The sequence below is a fragment of the Pseudomonas sp. XK-1 genome (assembly GCF_038069885.1).
In the GTDB taxonomy this organism is placed as follows: Bacteria; Pseudomonadota; Gammaproteobacteria; order Pseudomonadales; family Pseudomonadaceae; genus Aquipseudomonas.
On sequence record NZ_JBBPES010000005.1, the window covers coordinates 246283 to 261174 of the forward strand.

The window sequence follows — 14892 nt, forward strand, 5'->3', positions numbered from 1 at the left end:
TGTGTCGCTTTAAGTTACGTGGCTAGGTGCTTGATTGCGTTGCAGGTCATATTTTCTGTACAAAAAACGCACAGGACGGATTTTGTTGCTAGCGTTACTCCATCGGATCGCCGCGAAGGGATTGCCTCTGATGGGATTTGGCTACCGCTGGATACGGCCGCATGGCCCTCTGCACACCTGGCTCGGGCTGTCGTCGACGCGCCTTTGCCGGGCCGTGGCGCTGGCGTTGCTGGGGCTCGGCCTGGCGGGGTGCGTTGGCCAGGATCATCAGTCGATTGTCGGTAACCGCAGCCCGATCAAGGCCACCGAGCTGCTGCAGAGCAATGCCGACCGCATGGCCACCCTGAGCATGCGCAACAACCTCAATAGCCTCTATCGGCTGATGGACAAGCTCTACGCGCGCAACCCGCAGGAGTGGCGCAAGGGCGGCTTTGCCGACCTGCCCGCGGCCAAGCGCGCGGTGCATGTCGCGGTGGAGCAGAACCAGCCACTGGCGGAACTGGGCGGGCGCACCGATGTGGCGGCCCTGAGCTATGCGCTGAGTGCGCAGTACCAGGGCGACCGGGTCGCGGCCTTTATCTATGCCATGGCCAGCATGCTGATCACCGCCCACGGCGGGCGTACCCAGTACTACCTGACCGATTCGCTGGATGCGCAGTTTATTCACAACGCCGCGCGCAATATCGAGAAGGCCCACTGGATGCTGGTCAACCGTCGCGACAGCCAGGGCCGGCCCTGGCTGCTGTCCAACGAGATCTCGGCCGAGGGCTATAACCTCAGTTATGCCGTGGAGTTCGGCAAGATGGTTGCGCGCCTGGATCTGCTGACCGATGTGCTGGATGAGCGTTACCGGCGGATCGGCGTTAACTACGCCCACGGCCTGCTGTTCCTCAATTTTCTGCCGGTGCAGTAGCGGGGCTTAGTAGGCCTCTTCGAGACGCTTGTTGTTGACCTGGTTGGCCTGCTCGATCTGTTGCTTGAGCTGCTCCATCTGCTGCTGCGCCTGGGCGGCCTTTTTTGCCTGCAAATCAGCGACAACCGCGGTTTCGCCTGCGCCGCAGGCCCCGAGGGCGAGCGTGGCGGCAAGTAGCAGCGAGTGGAGAAACTGACGCATGGCGGACTCCGAGGCGGGATGGCTGACGAGGGCCGATTATTGCCAGCGCTGGTAGATCTGGTCCAGTTTGCCGTTCTGCCGCAGGCGCTCCAGGGCTGCGGCAAACTGCTTGGCGCGAACGCTGTCGCCCTTGGCGAAGGCCACATAGCGCGGCATTTCCACCAGCGGTTTGGGCAGGATGCGCACGTGTTGTTCGGCACGCTGCTCGCGGACGAAATACATCAGCTGCACCCGGTCGCCGATGATGATGTCGATGCGTCCGGCCAGCAGCATGGACACCAGTTGCCGCGGGTTCTGCGCGCTGGTGTCGCGGGCCAGGTCGGCTTTGTCGAAGTCCGACTGGTAGGCATAGCCCCTGACCTGGCCGATCACGTAGGGCGACAGGTCGTCCAGCTGTTTCCAGTCGCCGATGGCGGTCTTGCTGGTGGTCATAAAAACCGTGGAGCCGGTGCGCAGGGGGCCGATCAGCTCGTATTGCTGCATGCGCTCCGGGGTGCCGGCGAACTGGAAGGCCATGGCCACCGTGCCGCGGTCGAGCATGCGCTTGACCCGCTCCCATGGATAGAGACGCAGAATATAGGGGGTTCCCGCTTCCCCCAGCACCGCCTCCACCAGTTCGACATCCAGCCCGAGCGGGGTGTCGTTTTCGAGGGTGACATAACTGTAAGGGGCGAACTGCTCATCGCCGACCACCCGCCAGGGCTCGGCCTGCACTACGGAGGTGAATAGCAGCAACAGACAGAGCGCAACACGCGGCATGACGGTCTCCTGAACCCTGCACGCGATCCGGGCGTGCAGTGCATTAACAAGGCTAGCCAATGGCGGGAAAAATGCTGCGCTTGCCGAGCGATTGAGCCGGAGCGGAAACCGTAGGGTGCGCCGTGCGCACCGAGATTGACTCCTCTACCTCAGGCGCAACGCGATGCCTGCGGGGCCTGCCATGGCCTGTTGGGCTTCGCGGCGCTCAACGCCAACCTGTCCGCGTGGGCCTGATCCCTGGGCGTGGGGGAGAGCCCGCGGTCACGTCGGTGCGCACGGCGCACCCTACCTGTTGCACGATTTTCCCGCGTACGCCGATGAGTCCCCTCGCCCCTTGGGGGAGAGGGTTAGGGTGAGGGGGAGCGTTCGCCGCACAGTCACGATACTCATAAGAGATCGCGCCTAAACAGTCAACGGCCACACCGCCACAAAAAAGCCCCGGCTGCTGGGCCGGGGCTGGGGTGTTGCGGGCGCGGGTTGTTAACAGGCTGTCAGACCTTGCGCACAAACTCGGACTTGAGCTTCATCGCGCCGATACCGTCGATCTTGCAGTCGATATCGTGGTCGCCGTCGCACAGGCGGATGCCCTTGACCTTGGTGCCGACCTTGACCACCAGCGAGGAGCCCTTGACCTTGAGGTCCTTGATCACGGTGATGGTGTCACCGTCCTGCAGCACATTGCCGACCGAATCCTTGATCACCTTGGTATCGTCCGCGGCGTCTGCACCGGCGCTGGCCGACCACTCGTGGGCGCACTCCGGGCAGATCAGTAACTCGCCGTCGGCATAGGTGTATTCGGAATTGCATTTGGGGCAGGCTGGCAACGTGCTCACGCGAGGTCCTCGGCTTGGGAATAATCAAAGCCGCATAGTATATAGGGTTTTATCGCGAGTCGGCGGTGCGCATGGCCGCAGGTGCGTCGCCAGGGCTCTGTAACGGGCTGCGCGCGGCAGGCCGCCGCGCTTTTAGCGGCAATAGGTGCCTGCGCCATGGGGGCTTGGCCTACTACCAGCTGTAGTAGTCGCGGTCGTAACGATGATGTTTGCGGTGATGCCTGTGGTGCTTGTGATGACGCGGTTTGTAATAGCGGTGCTCGACCACTACCGGGTAGGGCTCGTAATAGCGTGGGCGGGGTTCGTAATAGACGACCTGAGGTGGCGGCGGTGCCACCTCGACATAGACCGGCGGAGCATGCCGGCTGCTGGCAATCACGCCACCGACCACGGCCCCGACTACGGCTCCGGCAATCAGCGCGTCGCTACGTGAGCCATGGTCGGCTGCCGCCTGACCGGCAAAAGCCAGGCTGCCAACAAGCACCGTGATTAAGGGAATGCGGCCAATCATGAGTGAAAATCCTCCAGGGGGGCGGCACGCGCCGATTAGAACTTTTGACCCTGCGTCCGGAAAAAATTCCGCTGGAGATTGTGTAAAGCTTTTGTAAAGAGAGTGCCCGGCCGACCAGTGGCGATATCCCTGCGCCGGCGATAGCCGGGGCCCGTAGGGTGCGCCGTGCGCACCGGGGCGGCCGCCGCAGCTGTTAGCGCGCGGCCGGCTCGGGCCAGTTGAGGCTGCCGCTGTCGCTGAAGCGCCGGGTGCCTAACAGGCCGCCGGCCAGTTTGCCGCGCAGTTCATAGGGCAGGCCCTTGGCCCCCTGGTAGCCCGCTGCGCCCCAGGCCTGGCGCATGGCCGAGTAGGCGGAAATGCTCACCGGGATGCTGATAACGGTCTCGCCAAAGCGCGGCACCTGGCCGCTCTGGTTGCTGACGCCGCTGGCCAGCGGCTGTTTGTTGATATCCAGCTGCACGGCCACGCCGTTGAAGTCGATGGGGGTTTCGTTGGGGTTCTGCACCCGCAACTTGAGGGCGAAGCGCACCTCCAGGCCCTGGCCGGGCAAGGGTTCCAGGCCGACCAGGTCGATATGCAGCGGGTCGCGCGGGGCCAGGGTGCTGCAGGCGCTGAGGCCGAGCAGCAGCAGGGCCAGGCCCAGGGGACGTAAAGGCTTGATCAGGGTGGCGGGCATGCTCGGGTTTTCCGTTATGGCGGTCAGGGCAGGATAGTAGACCCTGCGCCTCGGCTTTTGCTCACCGCATAGTCGCCTGATGTTGCACCACAGCTGAGCAGAGGCCCATGCGGTCTGTTGTATGGGCTGCCCTTGCGGGTGGCGATTGGCGAAGTCAGTGGCAGCACGGCGTGGTTGCGTATCGCCCACAGCGCTGCTGAAGTGCCCGGGAACGGGCGGGGGGGCTGCAGCTACGCGCTCGGCCCGGGGTTGCCCGGACCGAGACGGCAGTGGATCAGAAGTGTGCTTTTACCAGCAGGCTGGCAGTGTTCTGATCGGTCGGGCCGACGAAGTTGTCGCTGACAAAACCGCTGTTCTGGATGCCGTACTTGTCCTTCCAGTAGTCGTATTCGATGCCGACATACAGCTGCTTCTCGCCCCAGTTCATGGCCTTGCCCAGGTCGTACTTGATCTGCGGGTTGAAGTGCAGGTTGGCGTGGTAGCTCTCGTCGTTGTCTACCACCCAGTCCATAAAGCCGTCGATAACGATGTCGGATTTGCCCACCGGAATGGTGTAGCTCCACACCGGGGTTACCTGCCAGACGCCACTGCCATCACGGTCGCCGTCGGTTTCGCGATGGTAGAAGTTCAGCGAGAAGTAGTCGAAGCCGGGGATCGCCAGATCGAAGCCCGGGCCGATCAGGTAGGACTCGACATCGTCTTCGCCGAACTCGTAGGTAGCGGCCAGCAGCACGTCCTTGACCGGGCCGAATTCCAGCTTGCTGTCGAACAGCTTGCCGAACGACAGGCGCGGTGAGAACTCACCGTAGAAGGTGTGGCCGTCGCCCGCGCCATTGGTGGCGTCGGTGTTGTACTTGATGGTGTCGACGAAGAAGAACAGGTCGCCGATAGCCCAGCCGCTGGCGTGTTCGAAGGTCACAGTCTGCTGGATTTCCGGGTCGATCTTGAAGTCCTGGCCATAGAGGTAGGTCAGGCTGTTGTTCTGCCAGTGCATCAGGTCGCCGGCAATAGCCTGGCCGCCCGCCAGCAAACCGCCGGCCAGGACCAGGGAGGAAAGGGTACGGTTCATCGAGTGGTGCTCCCCAAAGTGCTGAATTATGGTTTTAAACCTGTCTGAGTGGTCAGGCTGTCGGAGCTAGAGCAAGAACAAGGCCAAGTCCTGGGTTTTTCTCCGGCAACGCTTTAGCGCGGGGGAAGAGGTGCTGGCGCGTGATCATCGCGGATGTGGCGCGGGCGGCAATCAAGGGTCGATATGCCCCTTTTTTTGACCGATAGGACAATTTTTGCCTTGAGTTGGTGCGCGCCGAGGGCTATCGCTTGCCTTGGGCGGCGATTCAGGCTCTGCAGGCCCTTGAAAAATGTAGGCGAGGCAGCCGAGGCAAGGCGAAAACAGGCGAGGAAGCGGAGTTTACGAGCTGTAAATGAGCATTCCGAGTCTGTTTTCAACGCCGTATCGGCAACGTAGGTAGTTTTTCAATGGCCTGCTCAGAACGAGTCGATGATGCGCCCGAGCACGGCCATGGCCTGTTCGCTCTGGGCGCTCCAGGGATGGCCGTAGTTCAAGCGTGCGCAGTTGCCGAAGCGGCGGGTGGCGGAGAAGATCGGCCCCGGGGCCAGGCTGATGCCCTGGGCCAGGGCCAGCTGGAACAGCTGCAGAGAGTCGACCCGCTCGGGGAACTCGAACCAGAGAAAGTAGCCGCCGCTGGGCCGGGTGACCTTGGTGCTGGCCGGGAAGTGCCGTGCGGCTGAGGCGAGCATCGAGGCCTGCTGGGTTTCCAGGGCGTGGCGCAGCTTGCGCAGGTGGCGGTCATAACCGCCGTGCTGCAGGTAATCGGCCAGGGCGGCCTGAGCGGGCACCGAGGGCGAGATGGTGGTCATCAGCTTGAGCCGGCTGATCTGCTCGGCATAGCGCCCGCCGGCCACCCAGCCGACCCGGTAACCGGGGGCCAGGCATTTGGAAAACGAGCCGCAGTGCATCACCAGGCCGTCGCGGTCGAAGCTCTTTACCGGCTTGGGCGGCTGGCTGCCGTAGTACAGCTCCGCGTACACGTCATCCTCGATCAGCGGCACCTGATGGCTGTGGAGCAGCTCGTATAGCTCGGCTTTCTTCGCCTCACTCATGCTCGCGCCCAGGGGGTTCTGCAGGCTGCTCATAAACCAGCAGGCCTTGATCGGCAGACTGGCCAGGCGCTCGCTCAGTACATCCAGATCGATACCTTCACGCGGGTTGACCGGGATTTCCACCGCCTTGAGCTTTAAGCGCTCCAGTACTTGCAGGGTGGCGTAGAAGGCGGGGGCCTCGATGGCCACCAGATCGCCCGGCTGGGTCACGCACTGCAGGCACAGATTGAGCGCCTCCATGGCCCCGCTGGTGATCACCAGTTCCTCCAGTGGCAGCCTCACGCCGCTGACCATATAGCGCAGGGCAATCTGCCGGCGCAGGTTGGGGTTGCCCTCGGTCATGTCGGCGATCACCGCCTGCGGCTGCATATCGCGCAGGCTGTGCGCCATGGAGCGGGCCAGGCGCGGCAGGGGAAACAGGTCGGGGCTGGGAAAGGCCGAGCCGAACGGCACGGTGCCCGGGTCCTTCAGCGAGGCGAGTACCGAGAACACCAGTTCGCTGACATCCACCTCGGTGGTCTGCGTCGGCTGCTGGCTGGTTTCCGGTTCGGCCAGGGAATGCCGCGCCAGCTCGCGCACGTAGTAGCCGGAGCGCGCGCGGGCCTGGATCAGGCCACGGTCTTCCAGCAGGTAATAGGCCTGGAACACCGTGGACGGACTGACCCCATAGGTGCGGCTGGCGTGGCGCACCGAAGGCACCTTCTCGCTGGGGGCGAGCATGCCGCTGCGGATCAGCTCGGCAATCTGGTCGGCGAATTTCTCGTAGCGTTTCATCGTATTCGTAGGTGCGCTGAGCATTCCAACGTACTCTACGGGGAGTTGCCGCGCCATGCGACTGTCAGCGCCCGCGCGGGGCGATGAATACGCTTTGGCTGTGTGCGCGCTCATCCGCATCGGCCAGGTTGCTCAGCTCGAAACGCACCGGCCTGGTCGCGCCGCTGGCCTGCTCGACCAGCTGCACCACCGTCACCGGCACATCGAGAATTTCCCCGGGGTTCAGCTGCAGCTGCTGCGGGGCGTCGAGGCGCAGGCCGGGGCTGTCGACCAGCGTCAGGCCATAGCGCTGCGGCTGCTGGGTCTTGTTGATCACCTTGAGCAGGTAGGTGTTCTCGATCTGCCCCAGCTGGTTTTCGCGGTACATGCTGCGGTCCTTGGCCGAGTCGATGGACAGCATCGAGCGCGCGCTCAAAGCCCAGACAAAGGCTCCGATCATCAGCACCAGAGCGATGCCATAGCCGACCAATCGTGGCCGCAGCCAGTGGGTCTTGCCGCCTTGCAGTTCACGTTCGGAGTGATAGCCGACCAGGCCTCGGGCGTAGCCCATCTTGTCCATGACCGAATCGCAGGCGTCGATGCAGGCACCGCAACTGATGCAGTCGATCTGCAGGCCATCGCGGATATCGATACCGGTCGGGCACACCTGCACGCACATAGTGCAGTCGATGCAATCGCCCAGGCCCTCGGCCTTGTGGTCGCTGTCCTTTCTGCGCGGGCCACGGCCTTCGCCGCGCTTGGCGTCGTAGGCCACCAGCAGGGTGTCATCGTCGAACATCGCACTCTGGAAGCGCGAGTAGGGGCACATATGCACGCAGACCTTCTCGCGCAGCCAGCCGGCGTTGAGGTAGGTGGCGGCCATAAAGAACAGCACCCACACCAGGGTGCCACCCTCCAGCTGCAGGCGCAGCAGGTCGCTGGCCAGCGGGCGGATCGGCGTGAAGTAACCGATAAAGGTCAGCGCCGTGAGCAGGCTGACCGCCAGCCAGATCCCGTGCTTGGCGCTGCGCCGCAGCAGCTTGTTCAGCGACCAGGGCGCGGCATCCAGCTTGACCCGCTGATTGCGCTCGCCCTCGGTAACCTTCTCCGCCCACATGAAGACCCAGGTCCACACACTCTGCGGGCAGGTGTAGCCACACCACACCCGGCCGGCCACCACGGTGATGGTGAACAGGCCGAAGGCGGCGATGATCAGCAGCGCCGAGAGCAGGGTGAAATCCTGCGGCCAGAAGGTCGCGCCGAAGATGTAATAGCGATGCTCGGCCAGGTTCCACAGCACCGCCTGGCGACCGTCCCAGTCGAGCCAGGCGGTGCCGAAGAAGATCAGAAACAGCAGGCCCGCACCGTACAGGCGCAGATTGCGAAAGCGCCCGCTAAAACTGCGGGTATGAATCGGCCCGCCGGCCAGGGAAGGCGTCAGGCGGATAGGCTGGCGCGGGTCGATGGTCTCGATGATCTGCGCGGGAATACGTTCGCTCATTACGGGCCTCGTCGGGCTTTATCAGGCGAGGCGAATGATGCGAGCGCGGGTATTTGGATAACAGACTCAGGTTTTCAAATAAAAAGCGGATCAGAATTCTGATTCAGGAGCCCCCGCTGCAATGGCTAGAAACGGTTAGGCGAAGCCCTTGCGGGTCTGCGCCTAAGTCGTGGTTGGTTCCAGCCCGTTGACTACGTGCCGGCCGCGGCAAACCTCGCCTCAGGCCGTCTCGGGTACAGGCTGCGCTTTCTCCGGCGGTTTAATCGAGCCGATGTACACCGCGAAGATGGTCAGTAGTGCACCGCAAATTTGCAGTGCGGAGCTGGCCTTGCCGAGAAATGCGATATCGATGAAGTAGGTGATCACCGGCTCCAACAACAGGATCAGACCGGCCAGCCCCAGGCTGAGCGCACCGATCGAGCGGTTGACCAGCAGCCAGCCGACGAACTGCACCAGTACCCCGTAGATGATCAACATCAGTAGGGTCTGCCCATCCACGATCGCCAGGCTCTCCCCGGTCGCCAATGCATACACCAGCAACACCAGCGCCGCCCAGAGACTCAAATTGAGCATCTGTGCGATCTTGTCGCCTCCGCCGTCAGGTAGCTGTGTATTGATCTTCAAGAAGTACACGCAGATGGCGTACGCCAGCCCCGATAACACGCCATACACCACGCCCTTGATCCCCACCGCGCTGTTCATTTCTGGCAGCAGCAACAGGTACAGCCCAACGAATGCCAACGTGATGGAAATCAGGAAGTAGATCGAAGGTTTTTCCTTCAGCAAGTAAAGGCCCAGCAGGGTCATGAAAAACACCTGACAGTTGGTCAGGATCGAGCCGATACCCGGACCGACGATATAGATGCTCTGGTGCCAAAGCACTAGGTCGATGGCCAAGAAGACCCCGGCCAGCGCGGTGTACAGCTGCGCCTTGGAGCTTTTGAGCAACACCGGAATTCTGCGCACCTTCAGCAGCAGAAAAAACAGAATCGAGGCGAACAGCATCCGGTAGAGCCCTGCACCGCCTGGGCCTATATGGGCGAAGGCGACAGCCAAGGCAGACAAACTGAGCATCAGCCCGCCGATGGTCAGCTCGATGATCGGGCGATTGCGATTAGGCGACATGAGAGGCCTCATTGATAAAGAGCGAAGTGGGCAGATCGCTGTCCAGCTCGCCGAACGAGACCTGTCCCAGCACCTGTTGCATGGCCTCGAAAATACTGTCCAGGCCGGCCTGCAGGGTGTCCGTTCCGATCGTCAGGGCCGGCATCAGTTTGAGCACCTGATCCTCAGAACCGCAGCGCTCAATGATCAAACGACGTGCAAAGCAGCCACGCACTACAGCTGCGGCCAACAACGCATCGTGGAACTCGATGCCATAGAAAAGGCCGCGTCCACGCACCTGCTTGATATGTACAGCGAAGCGCTCGGACACTACGTCCAGCCAGGTATTGAGCAGTGCTTCATTGTCTTGGATGTGCTTGACCAAACGGTCGTCGCTCCAGAACTCCTGCAACGTCTTGGTCGCCGCGACGAAGGCCAGGGTGTTGCCGCGGAAGGTCCCATTGTCTTCGCCGGGTGCCCACTGATCCAGCTCCGGGCGATGCAACAACAGAGCGAATGGCAAGCCATAGCCACTGAGGGACTTTGATAGGCAGACCATATCCGGCGTAATTCCGGCCGGTTCGAAGCTGAAGAAGGTGCCCGTCCGGCCACAACCGGCCTGGATATCGTCAATGATCAATAGGATGTCGTGATCGGAGGTCAGCTTGCGCAGACGCCGTAGCCAGTCAGAGGACGCTACGTTGATCCCGCCTTCGCCCTGGATGGTTTCCAGGATCACCGCGGCCGGAATATCCATGCCAGAGCTATTGTCGTTAAGCAGGCGCTCGAAATACTCGACGGAATCCAGTCCCTTCAAATAACCGTCATAAGGCATGCGGAACACATAAGGGTCGACGCCTGGCTGGCGATTGTCGCGGTTACCGGTCAACCCCAACGAGGTATTGGACATGCCGTGAAAGCCATTGGTGAAGGCCACAATATGTCGTCGTCCGGTGACCTTGCGCGCCAGTTTGATCGCTGACTCCACCACACTGGTTCCGGTGGGCGATGTGAACTGCATCTTGTACGGCAAAGCTCGCGGCTCGAGGATGATCTTGCGGAAATTGAAGATAAACTCGTGTTTGGCTCTGCTGTGCATATCCAACGCGGCCTGAATACCATCACGTTGCAAGTACTCGATCACTGCTGCCTTGATCGGCTTGGGGTTGTGACCATAGTTAACCGAACCGGCGCAACTTAGAAAATCGATATACGCCAGTCCCTTGAGGTCATATAGATAGCTGCCTTGAGCTTGGTCGAAGACCACCGGGAAACTGCGGCAATAGCTGCGCGCCTGAGACTCGACCTCAGCAAATACACCCAATTCATCCATTCCTGAAATTTCCATCACTGCCTGCTTACATAAGGGTTGAGACTCGAAGTTCGATTCAGCTATCGCTCAGGCGATTTTTTCGGTGCGCCCCACCAGCCCCAACTGTTCGCTCAACGAGTTGAAAATATCTCGGCTACGCAACGACAGCAGGCTGAAGGAACCCGCATCGCCGTATCCGTGGGAGGACTCGCATAAGCCATTGAGATAAAGCGCCGGCAGGCTGCAGCCCTTGCGCGCCGATAGGCGATAGTCGCGACCGATACGAATCACCCCCTGCGTATCGCAGTCCAGGCGTTCGGCAAGGTCTCCGAGAATGGCTGGGAAACGTTCGTCCTGCTCCCCTGTCCCTAGGTTGCGGAACCCTGTGGCCAGTATGATGGCGTCCAAGTCGTGCAACTGTTCAGTGGTTTGGCATTGAGTGTCGAGTACCGTCAATGTGTAGCCCTGAGCCGAGGGCGTACAGCTCTGGATTTCGCTGAGGTTCTTGATCGCGACTCTGTTCTTGCCCTGTAACTTGTCTTCGTACATGCCTACATACAGCTCCGAGATTACGTCGGCGTCGGCGGCAGAATAGTTGGTGTAATGCAGGTGACGATTGATGTTCTTTTTGGCCTCGGTGGAGCTGTTGTAGTACTGGTCGACAAACGCTGGGAAGTACACATGCTCGCTGAACTGGCTGGTATCCTTGAGGCGGAAACCATAGCCGCGCTGCACGTTGATGATTTCCAGTTGCGGATAGCTATGCCGCAGATGCAGCATGATCTCGATCGCACTTTGGCTGCCGCCAACCACGGCCACCCGCTTCAGCTCGCGTTGCTGAGCCAGTTGTGCCAGGTGCCCTAGGTATTGGGTAAGGTGAAATACCCGGTCCGGAGCACAGTCGGCAAACGCTTGTGGAATCACTGGCGTGCGACCTGGGGCGAGCACCAACGAGCGGGCGAAAAACTGATTCCCGGCCTCATTAGTCAGGCAATACAGTTTGCTTACAGGATCCACCTGGATGCTCATCACTGTTTGGTTGTAAGCAACATCCTTGGCAAAGAAACCCGCGACCCAGCGCACGTACTCAGCGAACTCGCTACGCAGGGGAAATTCCAGGCCGAGGTTGAGGTGCTCGAAAAGCCGATCATGCTCGAATAGAAAGTTGGTAAAGGTGTAGCGGCTGCGAGGGTTGCGCGGAGTCACCAAGTCTCGGCTCGGATGATTCTGAATATCGCTCCCCGCCAACATCATTTCTGGTTGCCATTTCGTGCTGGAATGGCGCTCAAGGAACAGCCGTGTTCCAGTAAACCCCAGCTCTTCAAAGGCAATGGCCAAGGCAATATTCGCCGGACCAAACCCTATGCCGATTACGTCGTAGACTTGCTTGTTACGTCCAGTATCCCTGGCATTAACCTTCTGAACACTCATATGGTTACTTCTTTCCATAAAATACAGACTCGACAATGCAGAAAAGACCAAAGGTCTTTTCTGTTGTCAGTCAAAATTATTAATTTATATCTGGCTGAATTTATAGTTTCAATTCACGCCGCGCCTTAAGGTTTTCAGGCTTCTTGTGTAGCTAACTTCAACCATTCTTGTACAGGTGCGTACGCCAGAATATTTTCAACATACCCCTGGAGTCGTGCGGGTACGGCAACACCATAACGACGGAAGCGAAACACCACAGGAACAAACATTGCGTCAACAATGCCGAAGTCACCACAGAGGAACTGCTTTGAGCCGCTCACCTCGCGCAACTGGTTCCAGATGGCGAAGATGCGCTGAATGTCTTCCTGGGTCTCGGTGGTCAGGCTTTCAGGGGTGTCACCGGTATTCAGACCGAACGACATCTGCGTGCGCAGGTGGGTAAAGCCGGAGTGCATTTCTGCCGCTGCGGCCCGGGCTAGGGCCCTGGTCGCCGAGTCTTGGGGCCATAGGTTGGCGGCAGGATAAGTCTCGGCGATGTATTCGCTAATGGCCAGGCTGTCGTTGATAACGATGCCGTCCTGCAATAGTGCCGGCACTTTGCCTGAAGGGGAGTACTCAAGAATACGCTTGCGCGTCTCGCTCTGTTCCAGCTTTATCTGAAGTGTTTCAAACGAAACGTCAGCCGTTACAAGAACCAGCCATGCGCGTAATGACCATGACGATTTACTAAAATCCCCAATAACGAGTTTTACGGACATCAACTTCCCCTAGCTTACGTGACGAAATGGGTGCTAAATTTAGCTGCCTATTTTTCAAACGTATTGCACAAAACTGGACAAGTCATGGAAGAGAATCAACGCAATAATGGCCCTCGAGAAGTCAAGGATTTTGTTCAGTTCTGGCGCATCCCCGAAGGCGACTGCGAGTTGCTATCCGCGCGTTACAGTACTCAATCTTTCGGTAGGCATTCACATGACCGATATGCGATCGGCGTTATAAGTAGTGGCGTTGAAAAGCTGTTCTATCGAGGCGGCTACTACTTGGGAAGCGCGGGCAGTGTGGTCACCATTAGCCCTGGCGAGATTCACGACGGCTTGCCGGGGCACGACCAGGGTTGGGCATATCGAATGCTCTACATCGATCCGCAATGGGTCAACCGGGTGGTGTTCCAAGAGCGCTGTTCGGCTGATCATATCCACCTTTTCCAGGCAGCCTTGAGCCAGGCCCCGGACTTTGCCCAGACTTTTTTGCATCAACATCAAATCATTGAAAGATCCAATCCCAGTCTTGAACGGGAAACCATTCTGCTGGATTTGCTGGCGCAGCTCTTCGAACGCAGCGGAGCCCCCATCGCGCCGGTCAGTGCCGCTGAGCAGCACGCGGTGAAAATGATCAAGAGGAAACTCGAAGACGAGTTCGACAAGCAGATCCCCCTGGAAGAACTGGCTCAGTTGGTGAACCTTGATCCGCTCTACCTGATCCGGGTGTTCAAGAAGAGCGTAGGAGTCTCGCCCCATAGCTATCAAATCCAGAAAAGAATTGCCCAGGTCCAAAAGCTGTTACGCACAGGGGCCAGCCTTGCTGAAGCGTCATTCGCTTGCGGTTTCTTCGATCAAAGCCACATGACCCGAGCGTTCAAAAAAGTAGTCGGCATCACGCCCGGCAGCTTCCGAAACAACCGCGCCTGAATCTATACACAATCCCACGCTAGGCTCGTTTACGTGAGCCATGAAACGTGGAGCGCCCCTGGCTGTTGGGCAACTATCTACGTAGGAAAGATACCCCCGTTAACCGGCAGCGTAATTGTCAATAAGGGATTCGATCTTCCACCCTGAGCTCGCGTAGGGTCTGGGTGGCTCCAGCCCTGCAGAGTGCCGACGCGGCTGACCCGCTGGAGCTGTTCTAGCGGCCATGGCCGAGCAACAGCCTTGAACAATCGGGGATCACGATATTTGTACTGCTGCAACGTCCACCTCTAGCGCGGAAGCGAACATTTAGACCCGGAAAAATCCCCTTTGGCCGACGACCCCGGCCAAGACTGAATACAATACGCGCCCGATTACCCTGGGCCATAAATATGGCTGCATCGCACAAGGACCTCGCCTCCATGGCCTCCGCAGATAAACAGCAAAAACGCGCCCAGCGGGCCAAAGCCAAGGCCAAGCAGAACCGTTCGGGCAAGGCCAAAGCCAATGTCGTCCATCCGCTGCTGGCCAATCCGCTGATCAATGAGCCGTTCGATGATGTGGAAATCGACCTGAGTACCTTCGACTTCAAGGACATCGAAGAGAACGGCTTCGACCCGGCGCACTTCGACGATCTGTTCCAGACGATGAAGCTTGGTGAGGGCATCAGCCTGCTGGCGATGTGCCTGGTGTTCCTGCAGTACCCGGTGCTGGAACTGGTGGTTGCCGAGGAAGCGGAAGACGCGGCCACCGACTTTATGATGGGCCTGCTGATCACCTACCGCGGGATCTTCCACGATGAAGACGAAGACACGGCAGTGGAGTGGATCGGCAGCGATGCCTTCCAGCATGCCTACAACGAAGCGTCGATGATCCTGCAGAAGAAGAACGCGCGCGGCCCCCGCGTTTAGCCGCGCGCCGAGCAGCCGCTGTTGGCAAGGCCGTTCGGCCGGTTCCCGTGCCGGCCGGGAGGTTGATTGCGCCTGATCAGGCCTACGGAGGTCTTCTGGGCGGTGAGGCAATCCCCCGAATTACTTGCTGCGTTTTTACACCGGCCCGGTCAAAAGCCGTCACTCAAAGTCGTCTCCGCAA

General features: G+C 59.9%; 15 protein-coding genes. 3 read left to right on the forward strand and 12 right to left on the reverse strand.

Annotated features, from left to right (window positions below; all coding sequences use genetic code 11):
* Window positions 1-130: 130 nt before the first annotated feature.
* On the forward strand, window positions 131-913 hold the full coding sequence (locus WMW70_RS14965; RefSeq protein WP_341438258.1) for a hypothetical protein: 783 nt from the start codon (window positions 131-133) through the stop codon (window positions 911-913).
* Between the two features lie 6 nt (window positions 914-919).
* Here the strand turns inward: WMW70_RS14965 and WMW70_RS14970 are convergent, their stop codons facing one another.
* From WMW70_RS14970 to WMW70_RS15025, 12 genes are all read right to left on the reverse strand, one after another.
* Window positions 920-1114 carry a hypothetical protein gene (locus WMW70_RS14970; RefSeq protein ID WP_341438259.1) on the reverse strand — a complete coding sequence of 65 codons (195 nt, stop codon included), beginning with the start codon at window positions 1112-1114 and terminating at the stop codon, window positions 920-922.
* 36 nt (window positions 1115-1150) lie between these two features.
* Entirely contained in the window at window positions 1151-1873 is a 723-nt protein-coding gene (locus WMW70_RS14975) for a substrate-binding periplasmic protein (protein WP_341438261.1), read from the reverse strand.
* A gap of 491 nt (window positions 1874-2364) precedes the next feature.
* A complete protein-coding gene (locus tag WMW70_RS14980) occupies window positions 2365-2706 on the reverse strand; it encodes a zinc ribbon domain-containing protein YjdM (protein WP_341438262.1) in 342 nt (113 codons plus the stop codon).
* Between the two features lie 172 nt (window positions 2707-2878).
* Window positions 2879-3217, reverse strand: a complete 339-nt coding sequence (locus tag WMW70_RS14985) for a hypothetical protein (protein ID WP_341438263.1) — start codon at window positions 3215-3217, stop codon at window positions 2879-2881.
* 193 nt (window positions 3218-3410) lie between these two features.
* The gene (locus tag WMW70_RS14990) at window positions 3411-3893 is read right to left on the reverse strand and encodes an LEA type 2 family protein (protein ID WP_341438264.1); all 483 of its coding nucleotides are present in this window, start codon (window positions 3891-3893) and stop codon (window positions 3411-3413) included.
* Between the two features lie 274 nt (window positions 3894-4167).
* Window positions 4168-4962 carry an outer membrane protein OmpK gene (locus WMW70_RS14995; RefSeq protein ID WP_341438265.1) on the reverse strand — a complete coding sequence of 265 codons (795 nt, stop codon included), beginning with the start codon at window positions 4960-4962 and terminating at the stop codon, window positions 4168-4170.
* A 416-nt stretch (window positions 4963-5378) separates the two neighbouring features.
* Window positions 5379-6788, reverse strand: coding sequence for a GntR family transcriptional regulator MpaR (gene mapR / locus WMW70_RS15000; RefSeq protein WP_341438266.1), 1410 nt, complete (start codon window positions 6786-6788; stop codon window positions 5379-5381).
* 64 nt (window positions 6789-6852) lie between these two features.
* Window positions 6853-8268: a cytochrome c oxidase accessory protein CcoG gene (gene ccoG / locus WMW70_RS15005; protein WP_341438267.1), complete on the reverse strand. Its 1416-nt coding sequence runs from the start codon at window positions 8266-8268 to the stop codon at window positions 6853-6855.
* A 219-nt stretch (window positions 8269-8487) separates the two neighbouring features.
* Complete coding sequence (locus WMW70_RS15010; protein WP_341438268.1) at window positions 8488-9393, reverse strand: DMT family transporter; 906 nt, start codon at window positions 9391-9393, stop codon at window positions 8488-8490.
* Window positions 9383-10705, reverse strand: a complete 1323-nt coding sequence (gene ectB / locus WMW70_RS15015) for a diaminobutyrate--2-oxoglutarate transaminase (protein WP_341438471.1) — start codon at window positions 10703-10705, stop codon at window positions 9383-9385. The genes WMW70_RS15010 and ectB overlap by 11 nt, the downstream gene beginning before the upstream one ends.
* A gap of 66 nt (window positions 10706-10771) precedes the next feature.
* On the reverse strand, window positions 10772-12115 hold the full coding sequence (locus WMW70_RS15020; protein ID WP_341438269.1) for a SidA/IucD/PvdA family monooxygenase: 1344 nt from the start codon (window positions 12113-12115) through the stop codon (window positions 10772-10774).
* Between the two features lie 134 nt (window positions 12116-12249).
* A complete protein-coding gene (locus tag WMW70_RS15025) occupies window positions 12250-12873 on the reverse strand; it encodes a glutathione S-transferase family protein (RefSeq protein WP_341438270.1) in 624 nt (207 codons plus the stop codon).
* Between the two features lie 84 nt (window positions 12874-12957).
* Between WMW70_RS15025 and WMW70_RS15030 the strand changes: the two genes are divergently transcribed.
* Both WMW70_RS15030 and WMW70_RS15035 read left to right on the forward strand, forming a co-directional pair.
* Entirely contained in the window at window positions 12958-13803 is an 846-nt protein-coding gene (locus tag WMW70_RS15030) for an AraC family transcriptional regulator (RefSeq protein ID WP_341438271.1), read from the forward strand.
* 419 nt (window positions 13804-14222) lie between these two features.
* Window positions 14223-14711 carry a hypothetical protein gene (locus WMW70_RS15035; RefSeq protein WP_341438272.1) on the forward strand — a complete coding sequence of 163 codons (489 nt, stop codon included), beginning with the start codon at window positions 14223-14225 and terminating at the stop codon, window positions 14709-14711.
* Window positions 14712-14892: the final 181 nt, after the last annotated feature.

Excerpts from the sequence above, each read along its gene's own strand:
- WMW70_RS14985 (WP_341438263.1), bottom strand. The coding sequence starts at position 3,217 with ATGATTGGCCGCATTCCCTTAATCACGGTGCTTGTTGGCAGCCTGGCT.
- ectB (WP_341438471.1), bottom strand. The coding sequence starts at position 10,705 with ATGGATGAATTGGGTGTATTTGCTGAGGTCGAGTCTCAGGCGCGCAGC.
- WMW70_RS14990 (WP_341438264.1), bottom strand. The coding sequence starts at position 3,893 with ATGCCCGCCACCCTGATCAAGCCTTTACGTCCCCTGGGCCTGGCCCTG.
- ccoG (WP_341438267.1), bottom strand. The coding sequence starts at position 8,268 with ATGAGCGAACGTATTCCCGCGCAGATCATCGAGACCATCGACCCGCGC.
- WMW70_RS14975 (WP_341438261.1), bottom strand. The coding sequence starts at position 1,873 with ATGCCGCGTGTTGCGCTCTGTCTGTTGCTGCTATTCACCTCCGTAGTG.
- WMW70_RS14995 (WP_341438265.1), bottom strand. The coding sequence starts at position 4,962 with ATGAACCGTACCCTTTCCTCCCTGGTCCTGGCCGGCGGTTTGCTGGCG.
- WMW70_RS15010 (WP_341438268.1), bottom strand. The coding sequence starts at position 9,393 with ATGTCGCCTAATCGCAATCGCCCGATCATCGAGCTGACCATCGGCGGG.
- WMW70_RS15020 (WP_341438269.1), bottom strand. The coding sequence starts at position 12,115 with ATGAGTGTTCAGAAGGTTAATGCCAGGGATACTGGACGTAACAAGCAA.
- WMW70_RS15025 (WP_341438270.1), bottom strand. The coding sequence starts at position 12,873 with ATGTCCGTAAAACTCGTTATTGGGGATTTTAGTAAATCGTCATGGTCA.
- WMW70_RS15035 (WP_341438272.1), top strand. The coding sequence starts at position 14,223 with ATGGCCTCCGCAGATAAACAGCAAAAACGCGCCCAGCGGGCCAAAGCC.
- WMW70_RS15030 (WP_341438271.1), top strand. The coding sequence starts at position 12,958 with ATGGAAGAGAATCAACGCAATAATGGCCCTCGAGAAGTCAAGGATTTT.
- WMW70_RS14965 (WP_341438258.1), top strand. The coding sequence starts at position 131 with ATGGGATTTGGCTACCGCTGGATACGGCCGCATGGCCCTCTGCACACC.
- mapR (WP_341438266.1), bottom strand. The coding sequence starts at position 6,788 with ATGAAACGCTACGAGAAATTCGCCGACCAGATTGCCGAGCTGATCCGC.
- WMW70_RS14970 (WP_341438259.1), bottom strand. The coding sequence starts at position 1,114 with ATGCGTCAGTTTCTCCACTCGCTGCTACTTGCCGCCACGCTCGCCCTC.